The sequence below is a fragment of the Paenisporosarcina cavernae genome (genome assembly GCF_003595195.1).
In the GTDB taxonomy this organism is placed as follows: Bacteria; Bacillota; Bacilli; order Bacillales_A; family Planococcaceae; genus Paenisporosarcina; species Paenisporosarcina cavernae.
The window spans coordinates 1,017,984-1,040,236 of record NZ_CP032418.1 but is presented as its reverse complement, the minus strand read 5'-3'; the positions used below and the strand labels follow the sequence as shown (position 1 = coordinate 1,040,236).

At 38.4% G+C, this 22,253-nt stretch carries 18 protein-coding genes; all 18 read right to left on the bottom strand.

What is annotated here, in order from left to right; translation table 11 throughout:
* Window positions 1–4: 4 nt before the first annotated feature.
* Window positions 5–802: a DUF3388 domain-containing protein gene (locus tag D3873_RS05180; RefSeq protein ID WP_119884482.1), complete on the bottom strand. Its 798-nt coding sequence runs from the start codon at window positions 800–802 to the stop codon at window positions 5–7.
* A 178-nt stretch (window positions 803–980) separates the two neighbouring features.
* Window positions 981–1,697 carry an elongation factor P 5-aminopentanone reductase gene (gene ymfI / locus D3873_RS05175; RefSeq protein ID WP_162920139.1) on the bottom strand — a complete coding sequence of 239 codons (717 nt, stop codon included), beginning with the start codon at window positions 1,695–1,697 and terminating at the stop codon, window positions 981–983.
* Window positions 1,690–3,000: an EF-P 5-aminopentanol modification-associated protein YfmH gene (gene yfmH, locus D3873_RS05170; protein ID WP_119883040.1), complete on the bottom strand. Its 1,311-nt coding sequence runs from the start codon at window positions 2,998–3,000 to the stop codon at window positions 1,690–1,692. Before yfmH ends, ymfI begins: the two co-directional genes overlap by 8 nt.
* A gap of 5 nt (window positions 3,001–3,005) precedes the next feature.
* A complete protein-coding gene (gene yfmF / locus D3873_RS05165) occupies window positions 3,006–4,268 on the bottom strand; it encodes an EF-P 5-aminopentanol modification-associated protein YfmF (RefSeq protein WP_119883039.1) in 1,263 nt (420 codons plus the stop codon).
* Window positions 4,269–4,787: 519 nt separating this feature from the next.
* Window positions 4,788–5,747, bottom strand: a complete 960-nt coding sequence (locus D3873_RS05160) for an ABC transporter permease (protein ID WP_119883038.1) — start codon at window positions 5,745–5,747, stop codon at window positions 4,788–4,790.
* A 1-nt stretch (window position 5,748) separates the two neighbouring features.
* Complete coding sequence (locus D3873_RS05155) at window positions 5,749–6,798, bottom strand: ABC transporter permease (RefSeq protein WP_119883037.1); 1,050 nt, start codon at window positions 6,796–6,798, stop codon at window positions 5,749–5,751.
* Window positions 6,791–8,344, bottom strand: a complete 1,554-nt coding sequence (locus tag D3873_RS05150) for an ABC transporter ATP-binding protein (RefSeq protein ID WP_119883036.1) — start codon at window positions 8,342–8,344, stop codon at window positions 6,791–6,793. The genes D3873_RS05155 and D3873_RS05150 overlap by 8 nt, the downstream gene beginning before the upstream one ends.
* A 154-nt stretch (window positions 8,345–8,498) precedes the next feature.
* Complete coding sequence (locus D3873_RS05145) at window positions 8,499–9,563, bottom strand: BMP family lipoprotein (RefSeq protein WP_119883035.1); 1,065 nt, start codon at window positions 9,561–9,563, stop codon at window positions 8,499–8,501.
* Between the two features lie 46 nt (window positions 9,564–9,609).
* Complete coding sequence (locus tag D3873_RS05140) at window positions 9,610–10,338, bottom strand: GntR family transcriptional regulator (RefSeq protein WP_119883034.1); 729 nt, start codon at window positions 10,336–10,338, stop codon at window positions 9,610–9,612.
* A 170-nt stretch (window positions 10,339–10,508) separates the two neighbouring features.
* Complete coding sequence (locus D3873_RS05135; RefSeq protein WP_119883033.1) at window positions 10,509–12,797, bottom strand: FtsK/SpoIIIE family DNA translocase; 2,289 nt, start codon at window positions 12,795–12,797, stop codon at window positions 10,509–10,511.
* A 97-nt stretch (window positions 12,798–12,894) separates the two neighbouring features.
* The gene (locus D3873_RS05130; RefSeq protein WP_119883032.1) at window positions 12,895–14,562 is read right to left on the bottom strand and encodes a ribonuclease J; all 1,668 of its coding nucleotides are present in this window, start codon (window positions 14,560–14,562) and stop codon (window positions 12,895–12,897) included.
* A gap of 123 nt (window positions 14,563–14,685) precedes the next feature.
* A complete protein-coding gene (dapA, locus tag D3873_RS05125; protein ID WP_119883031.1) occupies window positions 14,686–15,585 on the bottom strand; it encodes a 4-hydroxy-tetrahydrodipicolinate synthase in 900 nt (299 codons plus the stop codon).
* 12 nt (window positions 15,586–15,597) lie between these two features.
* Window positions 15,598–16,638 (bottom strand): aspartate-semialdehyde dehydrogenase, encoded by a 1,041-nt coding sequence (locus D3873_RS05120; RefSeq protein ID WP_119883030.1) that lies wholly within the window; start codon window positions 16,636–16,638, stop codon window positions 15,598–15,600.
* A gap of 76 nt (window positions 16,639–16,714) precedes the next feature.
* On the bottom strand, window positions 16,715–17,299 hold the full coding sequence (locus tag D3873_RS05115) for a dipicolinate synthase subunit B (protein WP_119883029.1): 585 nt from the start codon (window positions 17,297–17,299) through the stop codon (window positions 16,715–16,717).
* Complete coding sequence (locus tag D3873_RS05110; RefSeq protein ID WP_119883028.1) at window positions 17,289–18,092, bottom strand: NAD(P)-dependent oxidoreductase; 804 nt, start codon at window positions 18,090–18,092, stop codon at window positions 17,289–17,291. Before D3873_RS05110 ends, D3873_RS05115 begins: the two co-directional genes overlap by 11 nt.
* Window positions 18,089–18,361, bottom strand: coding sequence for a YlmC/YmxH family sporulation protein (locus tag D3873_RS05105; RefSeq protein WP_119883027.1), 273 nt, complete (start codon window positions 18,359–18,361; stop codon window positions 18,089–18,091). The genes D3873_RS05110 and D3873_RS05105 overlap by 4 nt, the downstream gene beginning before the upstream one ends.
* 251 nt (window positions 18,362–18,612) lie before the next feature.
* On the bottom strand, window positions 18,613–19,839 hold the full coding sequence (locus D3873_RS05100) for a M16 family metallopeptidase (protein WP_119884481.1): 1,227 nt from the start codon (window positions 19,837–19,839) through the stop codon (window positions 18,613–18,615).
* A 105-nt stretch (window positions 19,840–19,944) separates the two neighbouring features.
* Entirely contained in the window at window positions 19,945–22,068 is a 2,124-nt protein-coding gene (gene pnp / locus D3873_RS05095) for a polyribonucleotide nucleotidyltransferase (protein WP_119883026.1), read from the bottom strand.
* Window positions 22,069–22,253: the final 185 nt, after the last annotated feature.

The window sequence follows — 22,253 nt, the reverse complement described above, 5'->3', positions numbered from 1 at the left end:
CCTATCAAAAATTAAACCCGCCAAATCCTTCGATCGATCCTTCAGCGGAAATACCATGGTTTCTTTCCATGACTTCATATGTAATCTCTTCATCTGGTTCATGTCTTAGTTCAATAATATAATCGAAATCTTCGATATTGTACTCCGACTGTTGCACAAACATATCTGGATGCTCAACTACCTTGATAGAAGGAAGACGCATCATCTCTCGGACAAGTTGCATATGACGTTCATCACTAGATCTTCTTGTCACTATTCCATCTAGAATAAAAATATTATTATCGCTAAATTCGTCCCCCGCAAGTTGGTTGCGGACAGTCTGTTTAATCATTGTGGAAGATAAAAAGACCCATTTTTTATTCGCACATACACTTGCAGCCACAACAGATTCTGTTTTTCCTACCCGTGGCATTCCACGCAGACCGACTAATTTATGGCCGTCTTGTTTAAACAATTCAGCCATAAAGTCCACCAATAATCCTAGTTCATCACGAACAAAGCGGAACGTTTTGCGATCATCTGCATCTCGCTGGATGTATCGACCATGCCTTACTGCTAAAATATCACGAAGTTTAGGCTCTCTAAATTTTGTTACTTGAATTGTTTCCATGGTAGAAACAATCAATTCAAAACGCTCTATTTGCTCGTCATTTTCTGCGCGAAGAAGCATTCCCCTTCTTCCTTGATCCACACCGTTAATCGTGACTATGTTGACACGGAGCATACCGAGTAAAGATGCAATATCTCCTAATAATCCAGGTCGATTAATTTGAATTTCGTATTCAAAATACCATTCTTTCAAATCAATCACCCTTTCTACTAATCTCCCGTAGTATGACACATTTCTACCTATTATGATAGCTGATTTTATCTACTAAGAAAAGGTAAAATGAAAAGAAGGAAGATTGTCCTTCCCCATTCTCTCATTTTTCCTTTTTTTTCGTCATGTATATGTCTATATTCGTACCAATTCGACAGATTTACTTCATAAACCATCCGCCGTCTACTTGGATAACTTGCCCAGTGATATACGAAGCAGAAGTGGAAGCTAAAAATCGGACAGGTTTCGCCACTTCAGCCGGAGACCCAATTCTTTGTAATGGAATGGTTAGTTTTGCGACTGCAATCTCTTCTTTCGCGTAATGTGCATTCATGGTTGTGTTAATCCACCCTGGAGTTAGTGCATTAACTCGTATTCCAAGACTTGCGTACTCTTTAGCTAACGCTTTTGTAAAGCTCAATTGAGCTCCTTTAACTGCAGAGTATGCCGTTTCATATGCTGCTCCAACACTTCCCCATATAGAGCTTATAAAGACGATAGAGCTGTTGGGCATATTACGCAGAACTTGTTGATAATGACCACTAATGATCATCGGTGTACTGACATGGACACGAAACAAATCGTTTATTTCTTCTAAAGACGTTTCGTCAGCCATTTTTTCCAACGAGTTACCATGCGCAAAAATTAAACAATTTGCAGGAGGTGCTTGTTGCAACCATGATTCTATTTGTTGCGGTTGATGAAAGTTTAATTGTAACGTTTCAAAAGATTGAGTTGGAAAGGTTTCCTGATATCTTTCAACAGGAGGCTCATGCTCGAAATAATGCAAAATTAGATTCCAACCTGATTTTGCCAGCTCATCTGCTATTGCTTCTCCTATTCCTCCAGAAGAACCGAAAATAATCGCTTTATTCATTCTGATCGCGTTGCGAAGTTGAAGGAAGCACTTTAAAAACAGTTTGTTTTTCATCTCCTGCAAGTGACGCAACAGATTGCTTAACATCTTCGATCGTCAACTTTTCTAGAAGTGGGAGTACATCAAAAAGTTCCATACCATTAAATGCATAGTGGGTAAATTGGTTCGCAATAAATTCTAATGAATTAAGTGCTCGGAGAAATTGACCGATTTTCTTTTTCTTCACTCGCTCAAAATCTTGCTCTTTATATGCCCACTCATTTGTCGAAGAAGAAATTTCTTGTTTGATCAGCTTCACTAATTCATCTGGTTTAGGAGAATCGGATCCAATAATTGCAAATCCATATCCCTTTTCAAGCGTAAAATCGAACGAAAACGAGTCGTCAATAAGAGATGTTTCATAGGCACTTTGATAAAACTTCGATGCTCGACCAAACGCCATTTCCATCCATAATTGAATAGAGAGTTCTTCTTTCATCATCTCTGGACCTTGCAAATCATTCGTACTCGATTTTATACCAACCATCACTTTCGGTTTTTGCACATCCATGTAGATTTCTCGCGCAGATTCACTCGCTTCTATCGATTCCTCTGGGTAAAGACGAGCTATGGAATCTTTTGGCGCAAACTCTTTTCTATCTTGGTTTTCACGAATAAAAGACATCATTTTCTCTGGGTCTACTGCCCCGACAACAAATAAAATCATATTGGAAGGATGATAAAAAGTGTTATAGCAAGTATATAAGTGTTCTGCAGTAATATGAGAAATAGATTCCACTGTTCCGGCAATATCTATTTTCACAGGATGTTTTTCATATAGATTTTCAATTGTTCCGAAATACAATCTCCAATCAGGATTATCATCGTACATCGTAATTTCTTGTCCGATAATCCCCTTTTCTTTTTCCACAGATTTCTCTGTGAAATAAGGTGTTTGGACAAAATCTAATAGAGTTTCTGTATTTTCATACACATGATTTGTCGAAGAAAATAAATAAGCTGTTCGTGTGAAAGAAGTATATGCATTCGCAGAAGCCCCTTTTTGACTAAACTTCTGAAATACATCCCCATCTTCTTTTTCAAACATTTTATGCTCCAGAAAATGAGCAATACCATCTGGAACTTCTATTGGATCTTCTTCTCCCAGTGGAACAAAATGGCGATCGATGGAACCGTAATGTGTAGTAAACGTAACATACGTTTTTGAGAATCCTTTTTTCGGTAAAATGCAAACACGTAAGCCATTTGCAAGCGTTTCTGTATATAATTTTTCATCTATTTGTTCAAAAGATTGTAGTTTCATCGCTCTTACTCCTTTCCACTTAAGAAGTAGGTAACTTCTTTATTCCATGTTTTCGCTACTTCCTGAATGTTTTCTTTCGTCACTTGATTCCATTTTTCAAAAAGTGCTTCGATAGAAAAACCACCTGGAAGGTCTTTATAGGCATCAAATATTTCTATCTGACCCCTTGAAGAATCTAACGCTTCTTTTAATTGGTTTTTTAACATCGCAACTGTTTGTTCTAACTCTAGTTCGGAAAACTCTCCTGCTGTCATTTTAAGCAATTCTACATCAATCAGTTTTTCTGCCTTTTCTTTATTCTCCGGATCAATCCCTGAAAGAACAAACATTAATCCATAAGGAGATTGGTAATTACTCGATACGTAATAAGCTAAACTTTCTTTTTCTCGCACTTGGAGAAATAATTTTGAATGTGCGTAACCGCCAAAAATACCATTCATAATCTGCATGGTAGGAAAATCCTTGTCCCAAAACGTTATTGGAGAGGAATAGCCAATGTGTAATTTTCCTTGTTTCATCGACTGAGTTTCGTCCACTTCTTTCGAAGAAGCGTTAAATGATTGTTCAGGTGACGTTGGAGGCACTGTATAAAATCGTTCTTTTAGTGGAAAATACTGCTCTATATATTGAGAAATCTCTTCCTCCTTAATTTGACCTACCACATATATGTCTACAGCATCTTTTTCAATCATGGATTGATACGATTGAGCCAAATCTTTAGGTGTGATAGCACGAACAGCTTCGATCGTTCCGATTGCTTGAACAGAAGCTGGATGATTAGGACGCATTTCTTGAAGAAGTCGATATTGTGCATAACGAGTTTTATCATCATAAATCGATTCGATTTTGGAAACTATCGTGGCTTTTTCTCGTTCAACAATTTCTGACTTAAACGAATTGTTTTCAAAGTTCGGCTGGAATAACACTGCATGGATTGTCTTCCACAGCTTAGACATGATGTTATCTTCTGCCAAAAAGCGATCATTGACTGTTTCTACACTGAGCTGAACGGTATGCTCATTGCCTCTTTTTGAAACGTCTACAGACAATCCTGTGCCATATAATTCGTCCAAATGGGAACGGAAATCTGTATTAGTGCAGTACTCCTTATTACTATCGTTTAATACGTTTGCTAACACAGACCGAAGTGCCGCATCTTTTTCAGATAATTTTTGTCGAAATTTAACTGCAATGGATAATGTTTTAAATTGATCCGTGTTGTTTGTATGTAAATGAATACCAGGTTTTAACTCGGTTGAATGAAACATTTAATCCCTCCTATTTCTACTCTTATCTTGTCAATATATCCTCTTCACTATACCTAGCGAAAATAATGAATGCAACTAAACGACTAAGCGGACTATTCGAATATAAACGTGGGAATCGGATGAATTTGTTCTTAAAAATTTCCTTTCTAAAAATCTAGTAAGTGATTCATTTTACACAAGCTATTGTCATGTCTTCTTAATTTAAAACAGGTTGATCTACATACAGGTAATTTTTACGGCGAAGTGATTAGAACTCTTCTACATTGCTTTAAAGGAAATAGAGCATAAGAATGGTGTAACTGATAATGCAAATCCTCTCGTTCTACATTCGCGAATTTCACCTCAATCAGATTAACAAAATTTCCATTCATCTTTAGGTAAAAGATGTTACATCTTTGTCCTCAGCAACATATCAAATAGTAGAAATCTCCTCTTCACTTTTACGTGAAATAAAAAAAACTGTAAGCAAGTAGAATATCTACCTTGCCTACAGCCATTATAAACTTACTTCTTCTTTTATTAACGGTTGCCTTTAATGTAAGGAATACCATTAGCTTTTGGTGAAGTTGCTTTACCGATAAATCCAGCAAGTGCAAGGATTGTTAAGACATACGGCAAAATTAGCAAGAACACTTTTGGTACTTCTTCTATAATTGGAAGCGAACCACCGACAATACTTAAAGCTTGAGCAAAACCGAAGAATAATGCCGCTCCAAGTGCACCAAGTGGATGCCATTTACCGAAAATCATTGCTGCTAAAGCCATGAATCCTTGTCCATTAATGGTGGAATGACCGAAATCAAGCGAAATTGATTGTGCATAAATTGCACCACCGATACCAGCTAATGCACCTGAAATCATTACAGCGATGTAACGCATTTTCGATACATTAATTCCCATCGTATCAGCTGCCATTGGATGTTCACCAACTGCACGAATACGTAAACCAAATGGTGTAAAGTAAAGTACTACCCATGCTAAAATCGCAACTGCGAATGCTAAAATACTTGTGTAATATACGTGTTGGAAAAACATTGGTCCTATAACCGGAATGTTTTCTAAAATAGGAATATCTGTACGTAAAAATCTTTCTTGAATGAAATCAGTTTGCCCTTTTCCAAAGATCATTTTTACTAAGAAAAGAGTTACAGCTACTGCTAACAAGTTAATTGCTACCCCAGAAACTACTTGATCTGCACGGAATGAAATCGCAGCAACAGCATGGAGTAATGAGAAAATCATGGCTACGATCATCGCAGCAAGTAATGCAACCCATTCTGTAGAACTACCAAATACGTCCACAAAAAATAAGTTGAAAACGATTCCCACGAATGCGCCAATTACCATTAAACCTTCTAACCCAATGTTTACAACGCCAGATCGTTCAGAGAAAACTCCACCGATGGCGGTAAAAATAAGAGGTGCTGCGTAAAAGATTGCATTAGGGACGATAAAATATAGAACTTCTAAAAAACTCATATTATTTCGCCTCCTTATTCTTGCTCATTCGCTCTAAGAACAGGCGAATAACATATCCCGAAGCCACGAAGAAAATAATAATCGCAATGACAATGGATACAATTTCTGGTGGAATACCAGCTTCATTTGGCATATTAAGTGCTCCATATTTTAGAGAACCAAAAAGAATCGCACCAAAAATCACACCTACTGGCGTATTAGCACCTAATAACGCAACCGCGATACCGTCAAACCCGACTCCAGTGAATCCACTTTTTACAGATGCATATTCAAAAGTTCCTAAAGCTTCCATTGCACCAGCCATACCAGCAAATGCACCTGAGATAACCATTGCAAGGACGATGTTACGATTCACATTCATTCCAGAGTACTCAGAAGCATGTTGGTTAAATCCAACAGCCTTCAATTCAAACCCTTTTGTTGTCTTTTCTAAAATAAACCACATAACCGCAACCATCAGTAAAGCAACAAAGATTCCAAGGTGTAATCGAGAGTAATCGGTCATATTTTCTAGGAACGCAGAACGTAGTGAAGCACTTTCCGCTATTTTCCCAGTGTTATCTCCGCCATCTGAAATTGTTTTAATGAGTGCATTCGTTGTATGTAATGCAACATAGTTCATCATAATAGTGACAATTACTTCATGTACTTTAAAACGAGCTTTTAAATAACCAGGAACTAATCCCCATAATGCACCAGCTGCAGCAGCAGCCAAAATTGCTAATGGTAAATGGATAATTTTCGGCAGTCCATCTACAGCAACACCAACATACGCAGCTGCAAACCATCCGACAATCAATTGTCCTTCTACCCCAATATTAAATAATCCTGTACGGAATGCAAAAGCAACCGCTAAACCAGCTAAAATATACGGTGTTATTTGGCGAATCGTTTCTCCAATTGTATAGGAATCCCCAAAAATACCGTTCCATAATGCTATATATCCTTTAATTGGATCATAGTCACTGATTAACATGACAATTGCTCCAACAATTAATCCTAAAATAACGGAAATTACAGGAACAAGCATATTTACAAAACGTTTAGACATTGGTGTTGTTCCCCACTTTCTCACTTACTGCCGTGCTACTTTTTTTCTGTCCAGCCATTAACAATCCAAGCTCTTGCTCAGATGTTTGAAGAGGATCTAATGTATCGACAATTTGCCCATCATAAATAACGGCGATACGATCGGAAACGTTCATTACTTCATCTAATTCAAATGAAATGAGAAGAACAGCTTTCCCTTTATCGCGTTGTTCGATTAATGCTTTATGGATGAACTCAATCGCACCAACATCTAGACCACGGGTAGGAAGTGAAGCGATCAATAAGTCTGGATCTCGATCAATTTCGCGACCAATAATTGCCTTTTGTTGATTTCCTCCGGATAAAGCACGTGCAGGCTCATCTGGTCCTTGCGTACGAACATCGAATTTCGCAATAATTTCTTCTGCTTTCTTTCGAATAATTCCGTAATCCATGATGCCATTTTTAGAGATTGGCTTTGTATAATACGTTTGAAGTGCAATATTATGTCCGATAGGGAAATCAAGCACTAGACCGTGTTTATGACGATCTTGTGGAATATGACCAACACCAGTTTCCGTAATTTGACGGGGTTTATGTCCAGTGACATCTTTCCCATTCACCATCACAATACCGCTTTTAATCTTACGTAGGCCTGTAATTGCTTCAATTAACTCCGATTGACCATTTCCATCAATCCCAGCAATCCCGACAATTTCCCCTCTACGAACAGAAAGATTCAATTCTTTCACTTTTTCAATTCCACGGAAATCTTGTACCGTTAAATTCTCAATTCGTAAAACCTCATCTGTGGGATTAGCGTCTATCTTTTCAGTTTTAAAGAATACTTGGCGTCCAACCATTAACTCCGCTAATTCGTTAGGGTTTGTTTCTGAAGTAATAACAGTTCCAATTCCTTCCCCTTTACGAATAACCGTTACTCGATCCGATACATCCATAATTTCTTTCAGCTTATGCGTAATGATAATAATGGATTTTCCTTCTTCGATCAGACGTTTCATAATTTGAATTAATTCTGTGATTTCTTGAGGAGTCAAGGAAGCAGTAGGCTCATCAAAAATAAGAATTTCAGCACCGCGATAAAGCGTTTTTAAAATTTCAACTCGTTGTTGCATTCCAACACTAATATCTTCTATTTTTGCATTGGGGTCGACGTCTAATCCATAAAGCTCAGATAGTTCACGTACTTTTTTAGACGCTTTTGACATCGAAGTCATTCCCGCTACAGTTGGTTCACTACCTAAAATGATATTTTCTGTTACAGTGAAGTTTTCTACCAACATAAAATGTTGGTGTACCATTCCAATTCCTAAACGATTTGCGACGTTTGGATCAGTGATCGCAACTTCTTCTCCTCGAACTTTAATGGAACCCCCATCGGGCTGATACAAACCGAAAAGGACGTTCATGAGTGTTGATTTACCTGCGCCATTTTCACCAAGCAAGGCATGAATCTCACCTTTTCTTAACTGAAGCGTAATATTGTCATTCGCCACAAAAGTGCCGAATTCTTTTCGAATGTTCAGCATTTCAATTACATATTCCAACGTCTTCACTCCCTTAGAGACAGTTAAATGAAAAATAAATTAATACAGGAAAGATTTCCGAGCGAAAACCTTTCTTCTATTAATTTACATTTTTAGCTTGAAAACAGGATAAAGACCGGATAAACCGGTCTTTACTTGTTTTACATTGTGTAGATTACTCTACAGTTTCAGGAACTGTGATTTCACCTGATGCAATTTTCTCTTTGTACTCATCAATTTTTGAAAGTACATCTTCAGGAATTGCTCCACGTGAATCTGCTAGGCCAACACCATCTTCAGCTAAACCATAAACGATTGTTTCTCCACCAGGGAATTCTCCGTTCATTGCTAATTCTGAGATATTAACTACAGCGTTATCAACACGTTTTAACATAGAAGTAAGCGTTACGTTTGTATCACCAACAGCACCTTCATCGTATTGGTCAGAGTCAACTCCGATTACCCATACATATGAATCCGGTTTGTTTGTTTTAATTTCTTTTGCTTCAGCAAATACACCATTACCAGTACCACCAGCAGCGTGGAAAATGATATCTACGCCAGAAGAGTACATACGGTTAGCGATTGTTTTACCAAGTTCTGCTTTTGCGAAATCTCCAGCGTACTGAACGTCTACATCGATACTTGGATCTACGGCTTTAACACCTTCTAAGAACCCAGCTTCAAAACGTTCGATTACTGGAATTTCCATTCCTCCAACGAAACCGATTTTTTTCGATTTTGTCATTAGAGCAGCAGCAACACCTGCTAAATAAGAACCTTCTTGTTCTTTGAATAGAACAGAAGCAACATTTGGTTGATCAACTACAGAGTCAATGATCGCAAGTTGAGCATCTGGTTGTTGTTCTGCAATTTCATTTACAGCTGATTCCATTAAGAAACCAATACCAAATACTAGATCGAATTTACGACGTACTAAGTTATTTAAGTTTGTGTTGTAGTCAGCGTCAGAAGCTGATTGTAAGTAATCAATTCCACCGTCGCCTTTTTCAAGACCTTGGTCTTCACCAAATTTTTGTAAACCTTCCCAAGCTGATTGGTTGAACGATTTGTCATCTACTCCACCAACATCTGTTACCATTGCAACTGAGAAATCTTTTCCTTCAGTTTCTCCACCATTTGATGAATCATTGTCTTTATCATCGCTACCACATGCAGCTAAAATAGTGCTTGCAGCTAATACCATCGACAATGCCAATCCAAACTTACGTTTTGTCAATTTGAGAACCCCCCGAAATGTTTTCTTATTAGCAGGAATACTTGTTTTACACCCGTTTACGTACTACATGGAAACTGAATTTATCAGCCCTAAAATAGTTCTTTGAATACAAAACAACTTGATCGTTGTCATCATAATGTAATTGTTTCAGAACTAGCAAAGAAGTTTCTGGTTCACATTCTAAAATCGGTGAAGCTACTTCATGGTACCCAATTGGATCAATGAAGGTTACTGCATACGACACATGAATTTCTCCAGATTCTTCGATTGCAGCAAAGATGGAGCCTTCTTTTCTACTTAAAAAATCAGCTGGCAAAAGTTTTTGCGGCACTTTATCAATACAGTAGACAACAGGTTCTCCATTAGCTGTTCTTACACGTTGAATTTCAATGACGGATTCATCTTCCCCACATTGAAAGCGGTTACGGTCTTCTTCAGATGGAAGCGCTTCCGAAGAACTCAAATAAATAGTTCCTGGCTCCATTCCACCTTGTCGAATCATGGCAGAAACACTCGCCAATTGCTCAATCCCTGAAGTAAATAGGGGCTTTGCATTCACAAATGTACCTACACCATGACGACGAATAATGACGTTTTCCTCTTCCAACAGTCGTAGTGCTTCACGAAGTGTCGCCCGACTGACTCCAAGTGATTTGGCAAGTTCAAATTCAGAAGGAAGTTTATCTTTCTCCTTAAAAATGCCTTTTGCAATATCGCTTTTAATGCGATCGATCACTTGAAGATACAAAGGACGATGATCTGATTTAATTGTCATAGCACCACCACCAAAAGCAGAGATCAGACATCTGATGTAAAACATTCCTACTAATCAGACATACTATACCATTTCTTTTTCGTGAAAGAAATAGTTTTTCATATATTTGTAGGTAAACTTTATGAGTTTTTGACAAAGGTGTCATTCAAATTACCCATATATTGTATAACTTAATTGTCTTCATATGATTTACTTATGAGCACTTGTCGCGGTTTACTTCCTTCATAAGGTCCGACGACACCATTCAATTCCATTTGGTCAATTAATCGAGCAGCTCTCGAATAACCTACACGAAATCTTCGTTGGATAAGGGACACCGAAGCGGTTTGCATATCTGTCACTAATTGGACAGCATCATCATAGTACTCATCTAAATCTTCTTGGACAGGAGCATCGACTACTTCATCCGGGATCATTTCTTCCTGATAATTCGCTTTCTGTTGCGAAATCGTATAATCCACTACATTCTCTACTTCTTGATCCGAGAGAAACGCACCTTGCACTCGAACGGGTTTTGAAGCACCTGCGGACAGGAATAGCATATCTCCTCTGCCCAATAATTTTTCTGCTCCACCCATATCTAAAATTGTTCGGGAATCAATTGAAGAGGACACCGCAAAAGCAATTCGAGAAGGGATATTCGCCTTAATCACACCTGTAATAACATCGACACTTGGTCGTTGCGTTGCAATAATTAAGTGGATACCTGCAGCACGAGCCATTTGCGCAAGTCGAGTAATCGAATCTTCTACTTCATTCGATGCAACCATCATAAGATCTGCCAATTCATCGACAATGACTACTATATATGGCAATTGTGGATGTTTTTCTTCATTTTCTTCATTAAATAGACGCACATGCTCATTGTACCCTTCTAAATTTCTGGTACCTGTATGAGAAAACAAATCGTAACGTCGTTCCATCTCACTCACAACTTTTTTAAGTGCTTGCGATGCTTTACGTGGATCTGTTACCACAGGTGCGAGCAAATGAGGAATTCCATTGTAGACATTTAGCTCTACCATTTTAGGATCAATCATCATTAGTTTTACTTCGTGTGGTTTTGCTCTCATTAATATACTGACAATAATTCCGTTAATACACACACTTTTACCCGAGCCAGTTGATCCAGCTACTAATAAGTGTGGCATTTTGTTTAATTCTGACAAGACTGCTTGTCCGGTAATATCTCTTCCTAGACCTATCATTAACTTCGCATCCGGACGATTGTTTTCTTTCGCTTCCAATACTTCTCGAAGACTCACGATCGCGACTTCATTATTTGGAACTTCAATCCCTATTGCTGATTTGCCGGGTATAGGAGCTTCCATGCGGATGTCTCTGGCAGCTAATGCCAGAGCTAGATCATCACTTAAACTAACGATTTTGCTAACCTTCACTCCGGTATCCGGAAGGACTTCATATTTTGTCACTGCTGGTCCTAAATGGACTTGAGTCACTTTTGCTTTAACGCCAAAGCTTTGAAAAGTTGCTTCTAACTTTTTAGCGTTTTGTTGAATCGCACTATATTCTCCACTCTGGTCAGAGGGAGGAGGCTCTTTTAATAATGATGCAGATGGTAAAACATACGATTGTTGATCTGTTTCTTCCACACTGTCTTGAAGAAAATTCACTTCGGGAATTTCTTCTGTTTCCTCTATTTTTGCAGGCGCTTCTTTCTTTAACACTTTCTCGGTAAAAGCGGAAATAATCGGTGCATCTTCAACTAAAGTACTTGCTTGTTCCGTTACTTCGATCGTTTCAGTGGGAAGTTTTTTCTCAGTCTCTAGAATCTTAGGTTGTTTACTTCGTCTCTTCGTTGGTTTTGTTTTCGAAGATTTTCGTTTCATCCACTCAGCGAACTTCTCATTCCACTTCGGGATTTCTTCCGCCACAATAGGTACCAGTGCTTTTCCGGTTAATAAAATTGCTCCTGTAAATAATAGCAACCATGCAACAATCAGCGCACCCGTAGAGGCAAACAATACGTGTAGGGATGCAAAAAGCAATGCACCAATCATTCCTCCACCTAAGTAATTCGTCCGGTTTATAATCCCATCTTGAACAATTAATAAATTCCATGTCTCTTTTAACACCGAATTCGACTGAAGTGAACGACTTGCAACTAAATCTTCAAACAAATAGAGATGACTAAAAACGGTAAAGCTGAACAAAATACAGATTAATCCTATCAGTACTCTACTTTTCCATTCAGGACGTTTACGCTTCACCATCATCAATAATGCGTAGGTAATTACCATTAATGGTACGGCGATATACCAATTCCCAAATAGAAACATACTAATAGACGTTAGTATTTCACCTACCCATCCATATTCAAAAAAAGTAATAATAGCTAAACCAATGAGTGCTAAACCTATAATTTCAAATACTAATGGATGCAGTTTCTTTTGATCTTTTCTTTTCGACGTTTTTTTAGACTTCTTTTTCTTCGCCATTCACCATCACCCCCGATGATTCTCTTTTTTGCTGAGGTCTTCCTTGTGATAAAAAAGGATTTCCCGCCCGGTGGCAAGGAAATCCCTTTTTGAGTTCTTAATATTCCATGATAATTGGGATAATCATTGGACGTCGTTTCGTTTGTTGGAATAAATAAGAATTTAACGTATCACGGATTTCTTGTTTAATGTTTGTCCATTCAAACGATTCTTTATTCACATACTTCTCGACTATTTTACGAACAAGCTCCGTAGATTCATCCATTAACTTCTCAGACTCTCTTACGTAGACAAATCCACGTGAGAGGATCTCTGGTCCTGAAGCGATTTGTTTCGTCGCTCGATTAAGTGTAACCACAACAATAAAAATTCCGTCTTGAGACAACAATTTACGATCTCGTAAAACGATATTCCCAACGTCTCCTACGCCGATTCCATCGATAAGAACATTGCCAGCATTTACGCGACCACTCATTCGAACTTTTCCACTTTTAAATTCAACAATATCGCCTTTATCTGCAATAAAAATTTGTGATTTAAGCATGCCTGTTTCTTGAGCCAACTTTGAATGAGCCATCAACATACGGTACTCTCCTTGAATTGGAATAAAGTACTTCGGCTTCATTAAATTCAGCATCATTTTTAAATCTTCTTGACTACCATGTCCTGAAACATGCACCTTTTTGCTGGAGGTAAGTACTTTCGCACCCGCTTTTGCAAGATGATTCATTGTTTGATACATCGCTACTTCCATGCCAGGGGAAGGTGTAAATGTGATGAGTACGGTATCTGTGTCTTTCATTTTAACGTCGCGGTGATGTTTTCTGCCCATTTTTTCAAGCGCTTCTAATGGTTCACCTTGATTACCAGAGACGATAATAACGAGTTGATCGTCTTCATATTTGTTAACATCTCGAATGGAAATTAGCGCGTCTTCTTCAACATGTAAATAGCCAAGCTTGTGTCCTACTTGGAAGACATTTTCAAGCGTCTTCCCTACTAGTGCAACTTTCTTGTTACAAGCAAACGCTTGATCTAACACTTGTTGAATACGTATAAAGTTGGAAGAATAGACAGCGACTAAAATCCGTCCTTTTACAGAATGAAATGTCTCTGCTAGTTGCTCTTCAATAACCGTTTCTGAGGTTGTATATCCAGGTCGCTCTGCTTCGGTTGAATCAGACAGTAACATTAACACGCCTTGTTCGCCTAAGTTTGCCATTTTGGCAATATCTGGTTTATAACTTCCTTTTGCAGATTGATCAAATTTAAATTCGCCCGTGTGAACAATTGCTCCTTCAGACGTATGGAACACAATTCCAAGAGAATCAGGGATACTATGAGTGGTGTGGAAAAATGTTACATGCGTAGAATCAAAGTTCATACGGCTTCTGCTTGTTACTTCATGGAATTTCACTTGGTTGGCAACTGGGCCTTCCTTTAAGTGCTCCTTTGCTAGAGCAATGGTTAACTTAGAACCATATACCGGTGCTTTCACTTTATTTAACAAATAAGCGATAGAGCCAATTGCATCTTCATGACCGTGTGTCAAAAAGATCCCTTTAATCCGATCTTTTTGCTCTTCTAAATACGTCATATCAGGAATCACAATATCAATACCTAACATTTCATCTTCTGGAAACATAAGGCCACTATCTACAATAAATAGTTCTTCATCAATTTCAACCACATACATGGCTTTTCCGATTTCCCCAACGCCTCCAAGGGGAATTACTCGGATTAACTCATTTTTTTTCTTTGTCAATTTATTTCCTCCTAAAAATTTACCCGATCAACATCCACTATTTCTTATTATAAGTGACAGTATGCTGTTGTACAAATGAAAAAAAACCAGTATGCACTGGTTTTTCATAAAACGAATAAAATTTTAAGACAAAACGAACATTTCTCGTTGTTTCATATACGTATCCCAAACAAGGTCATATGCTAGTTGTTCATCTTTTGAGAGTCCAACTAAAGGTAAACGAACCGCTTCTACATCAAAACCTAGTTTTGATAATGCATATTTGATTGTCACGGGATTTGGTTTCGCAAATAATGCATGCACGAGTGGAAGCATTGCCAAATGAATTCGCTTGGCTAGCTCTCTATCCCCACTTTCAAACGCTTGAATCATGCGTTGCATATCTCCACCTATAATATGAGAAGCTACTGAAATAATTCCTTCTCCACCAATCGCTAATAGTGGAAGCGTCAACCCGTCGTCTCCACTGTATACTTGAAATTCTTCCTCTTTTCCGTGAAGAATAAGCCCCATTTGATCTAGACTTCCGCTCGCTTCTTTTACGGCTACTATATTCGAAATCGTACTTAAATGAAGAATCGTTTCAGGCGACATATTGACAACCGATCTTCCTGGAATATTATAAAGTAACACTGGTAAATTTGTGTTCGATGCAATTGCTTTAAAATGTTCGTACATGCCTCTTTGGTCCGGTTTGTTATAGTAAGGAGTGACTAGCATCGCTCCATCTACACCTGCTTCTTCCGCTTCTTGAGTCATGTCAATCGATTGTTGGGTGTTATTACTTCCCGTTCCAGCTATAACAGGTACACGACCATCCACAGTCTCTACTGTAAAACGGATAATATCCATTTTTTCATTATGGCTAAGCGTCGGCGATTCTCCCGTCGTTCCACAAACCACGATTGAATCACTACCGTTTGCAATTAAGTGTTCAATGATTTTTGCAATCATTTCAAAGTGAATCGATCCATCGGGTAAAAATGGTGTAATCATTGCGGTCGAAACTTTTCCTATATTCATCATTAAACTCTCCTAAACTAAGCCCTCTTCCATAAGGGCTTCTGCAATTTGTATGGAATTAAGTGCAGCACCTTTTAACAAATTATCCGCGACTATCCACAAGTGAAATCCTTTAGGATTTGCTGGATCACGGCGAATTCTACCTACAAATACATCATCTTTCCCTTCTGAGAAAAGAGGCATTGGATATTCTTGCTCTGCAGGATTATCTAGTAGTTGAACTCCAGGTGCTTGTTGAATAATTGTCTTCACTTCTTCAACAGAACAATTTTCTTTCTCAATTTCAATGTAAACAGACTCCGAATGTCCAGCAACAACTGGTAATCTAACACAAGTTGCTGAAACGGCAAGAGTCGGATCGTGCAATATTTTTTTTGTTTCATTCATCATTTTCCATTCCTCTAACGTAAATCCGTCTTCTCCAAATTGATCGATTTGGGGAATGGCATTGTACGCTATTGGATAGTGCTTTGATCCACTTTTAACTGGTAACACTTCCGCTTTAGTCGAAAGTCTATTTCCATAGCTTGAATTTTGAGCAACTAATTCTTGAACGGCTATGGAGCCCGCACCTGATACCGCTTGATACGTGGAAATAATTACTTTCGTTAATCCTAGTGCTTGTCGAATTGGTTCTAAGACACATACTAATTGTATAGTGGAACAATTTGGATTCGAAATGATGCCTTGATGGCTATGTAGGTCCTTTTTATTTACCTCTGGAACGACTAATGGAATAGTTGGCTCCATTCGAAATGCACTAGTGTTATCAATTACAACTGCACCACGTTTGGCCGCTTCTTTCGCTAATTCTTTTGATACACTCCCCCCAGCACTAAAAAAGGCAATGTCGATGCCTTCAAATGCTTCTGGGGTCGCTTCTTCTACAAAGTGTACATGATGTTGAAAGAAAATTTCTTTACCAACGGAGCGTTTTGATGCCAAAAATTTAATCGAGGAGATCGGAAATTGTCGCTTCTCCAATTGTTCTTTCATTTTTTCGCCAACTGCACCTGTAGCACCAACAATCGCGACTCGATACTTCTTTTCCATCTATCCATTCTTCCTCTCCAAACAGCTAATAATGCCCGTATTGTAACATGTTTTCGACAGCTATTGCATTATTATTTCATTCAGCATACCCTAGCAAAATAGGTTGGAGTTGCTTTCCGTCAATTGCAGATTCAACTGTATCATACAATAAATTAAAATCAGAGATACACGATTTTGGTTTTCGATGAGGATCATCCTGCCCAAAAGGGACAATGTAAACATCTTTCATATTGATTGCTGTCATCACGTTTACACCATTCGCACCTAAAATGTCATTCGATGAAATCCCGATTACTACTGGCCGGTTTGTTCGTAATGTTGCTTTTGCAGCCATCAATACAGGTGAATCATTTATTGCATGCACGAATTTACTTAACGATGTGCCAGTCATAGGAGCAATAACCATACAATCTAAAGGTGCTTTCGGTCCTAAAGGTTCTGCATCCGCAATCGTTTGAATTACTTTTTCTCCACTTACTTCTTCAATTCGCGCAATCCACTCATCCCCTGTACCAAATCTTGTTGCTGCAGTGACAACAGATTGAGACACAATAGGAACTACCACCGCTCCTGCATCCCGGAAAACCTGAATTTTGGGAACTACTTCTTCATACGTACAATGGGAAGCTGTGATTCCAAACCCAATTCGTTTACCCATCATGTACTACTTCGCCTCCAGCTAATTGATATCGCATTATTTGGTCAAATAAGATCTTTCCTGCACTTACAGGAAGCATTTTTCCTGGCAGCCCAGCTAACAAGACATAATCTTCATCCTTCACCTTTACATTCGAGTCTACACATCCAGGAGCAGATGCCAAATCGAATATTTTTTTCACCCCATGTAAGTTGTTGGAAATTTCGGAAGTAATCCATTTAGAAGGGATGGTATTAACTAAATACGCATTCACCAAATCCGTTTTTTCTAAACTCGAAATCGTTTCATACCCAAATGCTTTTGCTTCCGCTATTTGATACGGCGACCGAGCATAGATAACAATTTTCGCTCGCATTTTAACTAACAGATTAGCTAAGCACTTCGCTACCCTGCCAAAACCTGTTACCACAAATGATTGCCCCTCGATTTGTTCCGATTGTTCCTCATAAAAATACTTCAGAAAACTTTCACTCGTCACATTGGCATTACACCAAATCCACTCCTCCTCTTCCAAATATCGAACGACAGGAATGGAGTACTCTTGTGCAATTTGCGATAATTCAGGAGACTCTCTTCCCATCCACAACTGTTCGACACCTGTAAGCGAAAAAGAATCCGTACAAATATCCATCGGTGAAATTGGTAGCATAATATGTGTCGGGTGAAACGCTTCAATTTTACGATTCACTTCATTCGTCCAGCCATTTACTGGATAATAAAGCACAGAAAAACGAGCACTTAGAAATTGTTGCAGATAGACCATTCTTTCATCCGAACCGAGTAAAAACCACTTCATCCTAATTGACTCACTTTATTACTGTCCGTCGTTTTGGAGAATAAAATGCGATTTTCACCGATTAAGACAATATCACTCCATAGCACTATTTCTTTTGAACTTGCATTCCCCTTCGATCCATTCCACATTTTCTTTTTATCGGGCAACTCAAATCCAATAATTTCACCTGTCTTAGGTTGAAAAAGTAATTCTGTATTCGATAAAAAACCCATTCTTCTTCCGTCCGATAATTGAATCAATTCCTTATTAGCCATTTCTGATAACAACATGTTGATCCCTCCACTCAACATAATGTATGCATTGTTTGGAAAAATGTTGTTACACACATTGCTCAAGAAAGCTTATTTGATTGAGACGATCGATTCTCCAGTACAAGCAATCGATTCTCATGATTTGATGATTGATGCCCCCTCACTCTTTACATTAATTCACAAAGGCACTTCTCCCCGTAAAACGATCGATTGTACCCCTACCTAATTTCATCGCAAAAAAAAAGAAGCTACATAGAGCTTCTGTAAAATTATTTCGATGTAATGATGGATGTAGCAAAGTTGGAAGTTAGGATACTCCGTTGTAATGCATTTACACTTTCTGTTGTTACTGCATTAATTTCTTCTTCGACCTCGTTATAGCTCTTCGTTTTATGAAACATCAGAATGTTTTTTCCGTTTCGGTTCATTCTAGAACTGGAGCTTTCTGAACCAAGTAGAATATTTCCTTTTAACTGTTCTTTTGTACTTTCAACTTCGTCTTCTGATACTCCGTTTTGTACTACTTGATCAATTGTTTCTTGAATTGTCGTTTGTAAAAGAGGAAGTTGTTTAGTGGATGTTCCTCCATAAATCGAAAATGTTCCGGATTGTTGATATGCAGAATGATACGAATAAATCGAATAGGCAAGTGCTTTTTCTTCCCTAACCTCTTGGAATAATCTAGAGGACATATTGCCTCCAAAAATAGTAGAAAAAATCACTAAATCCATTAACCGTTGATCATGGATATCTAATGCAGGGTAACCAAGACATAAGTGACTCTGCTCTGTCTCGCGAATTTTCACGCTTTCTCCGGCATGGAATAGAGGTGTAGTTTCCTTTATTTCTTTTCTTCCTTTGTCTTCTTTTTGGGAGAACGATCCAAATAACGATTCAATATAGGAAATGAATCCAGTGGGAATGCTTCCAGCAATCGATATCACGATATTCTCCGGTACATAATGCTGGTCCATAAATTCTCGGATTGCTTGTTCATCAAATGTTTGAAGGGTCTCTTCACTCCCAAGAATGGACCTCCCAATCGAATGAGAGGGGTACATGATTTTCCATAATTGCTCGTGTACATCATCATCTGGTGTGTCTTCCACCATTAATATCTCTTCTGCGACTACTTGTCTCTCTTTATCCAACTCTACTTTGTCAAAAACAGAGTGAAAGAACATGTCAGCCAATAAATCGATTGCTTTAGGGGCATGATGATCTAACACTTTTGCATAATAACAAGTGTACTCTTTGGATGTAAAGGCGTTCATGTTCCCACCAATTCGATCAAATTCCTGGGCAAGTTGTTTTGCAGAATGTGATTTCGTACCTTTAAAAAGCATGTGTTCAATAAAATGCGTCATGCCATTCTCATTCGGTGTTTCATTTACAGAGCCTACTTTTACCCAAATCCCAATTGCGGTCGAACGTAAATGTTCCATTTTTTCCGCAACAATTCGAACTCCATTTGAGCAATGTATTGTTTCTATCATGATAATCCAACTTTCTTTTGTCCTTGACATACGATTTTCTATGGTGAGTGAATACATAGTAAAAGATTGCCTAGAAAGTACTCCTAGGCAATCTAATTAGTACTATTATTCAGTTGCTTGCGTTTCTTCTGCCGCTTCTTTTTCTTCTTTTATAACGATTTTTCTCGATAAATTGACGCGTCCTTGGTTGTCAATTTCAATTACCTTCACTTTTAACTCGTCCCCGAGTTTTAAGACGTCTTCTACCGCTTTCGTCCGTTCTTCTTGGATTTCAGAGATATGAAGCAAGCCATCTTTACCTGGGAAGATTTCAACGAAAGCACCGAATTTTTCAATTCGTTTGACTTTACCATCATAATATTCGCCAACTTGTGCTTCTCGAACAATATTTTCAATAATTTCTTTTGCACGAGCATTCATCGCTTCATCTGTAGAAGAGATGTAAATTGTACCGTCTTGCTCTGTATCAATTTTCACGCCAGTTTCTTCAATAATTTTATTGATTTGTTTTCCGCCCGGCCCGATGACATCACGAATCTTATCTGGATTAATTTTCACCATAATAATTTTCGGTGCATACTTGGACAGCGATTTTCTTGGTTCAGCGATCGTTGCAAGCATACTTTCTAGAATATGCATACGACCGATTTTTGCTTGTGTAAGTGCTTCTTCAAGAATTTCACGCGATAAACCATCAATTTTAATGTCCATTTGAAGAGCTGTAACACCTTTTGCAGTTCCAGCTACTTTAAAGTCCATGTCGCCTAGATGATCTTCCATCCCTTGAATATCAGACAGAACAGAATATTGCTCACCGCGTTTGATAAGTCCCATTGCAATACCTGCAACTGGTGCTTTAATCGGTACACCAGCATCCATCATTGCTAATGTTGAGGCACAAATACTTGCTTGTGAAGTAGAACCGTTTGATTCCAACACTTCGGAAACTAAACGAATCGTATACGGAAACTCTTTCTCATCTGGGATCACAGCTGACAATGCACGCTCTCCAAGTGCACCGTGTCCGATTTCACGACGACCTGGTCCACGTATTGGACCAGTTTCCCCTACAGAAAATTGAGGGAAATTGTAGTGATGCATGAATCGTTTCGATTCCTCTACTCCAAGGCCGTCTATAATTTGCACGTCCCCAAGTGCACCAAGTGTCGCGATACTTAATGCTTGCGTTTGTCCTCGTGTGAACAAACCAGAACCGTGAGTACGCGGCAATACGCCCGTAGTTGAAGATAGTGGTCTGATTTCATCTAACTTCCGTCCATCAGGTCGAATTTTCTCGTCCGTAATTAGACGACGTACTTCTTCTTTTACCATTTTATCTAAAATTTGACGAACTTGTTTTAGTGTTGCTTCATCTGACTCTTGTTCTTCATACTGCGCAATTACTTCATTTTTCACTTCTGAAATAGCTGCTTCACGAGCATGTTTTTCTTGTACCTGAATCGCTTCATGTAAACGAGTCTCGATTTTAGCAGAAATGTCTGCGCTCAATTCTTCGTCTAGTTCATATAAATTAATGACTGATTTTTCTTTCCCAACTTCTGCAGCAATTTGTTCTTGGAAAGCAATCAATTTTTTAATTTCTTCGTGACCAAACATTATCGCTTCAAGCATCGTTTCTTCTGGTACTTCAAGCGCTCCAGCTTCTACCATGTTAATCGCGTCTTTTGTTCCTGCTACAACCAAGTCAATCGTGCTGTGTTCCATTTGTTCTTGTGTAGGATTGATAATAAATTCATCGTTAATTAATCCAACTTGAACACCGGCAATTGGTCCCCCAAACGGAATATCAGAAACCATCAATGCAAGGGATGAACCAAACATGGCAGCCATTTCAGGTGTGCTATCCTGATCAACAGACATTACGATCGAAATCACTTGGACTTCATTACGGAACCCATCTGGAAATAAAGGACGTATTGGACGGTCGATTAAGCGACTAGTTAAAATTGCATTTTCAGAAGGACGCCCTTCTCGTTTAATAAAGCCTCCTGGAATTTTACCAACGGCATATAAACGTTCCTCATAGTTTACTGTTAATGGAAAGAAATCAAGCGATTTTGGTGTTTTGGAAGCAGTTGCTGTGGAAAGAACAGTAGAATCACCATACTTAACCATTACTGCACCGTTTGCTTGTTTTGCATATTTTCCTACTTCGACAGAAAGTGTTCTTCCTGCCCATTCATACGTGTAAATTTTTTCTTCGTTCATCTGATGAACTCCTCTCGTGCATCGAATACTGTTTGTCCTGTTGTATGTATCATTAGTAGTGTATCAAAAAAGCATACGTGTTGCGAAAAATAATTTCAATATTGGCTCCGTTAAACTGAAGAGTTGAACGTGTAAATTTTGCTGAAATAGATAACCTGGATTCAACTACTCAGTTTAGCAGAGCC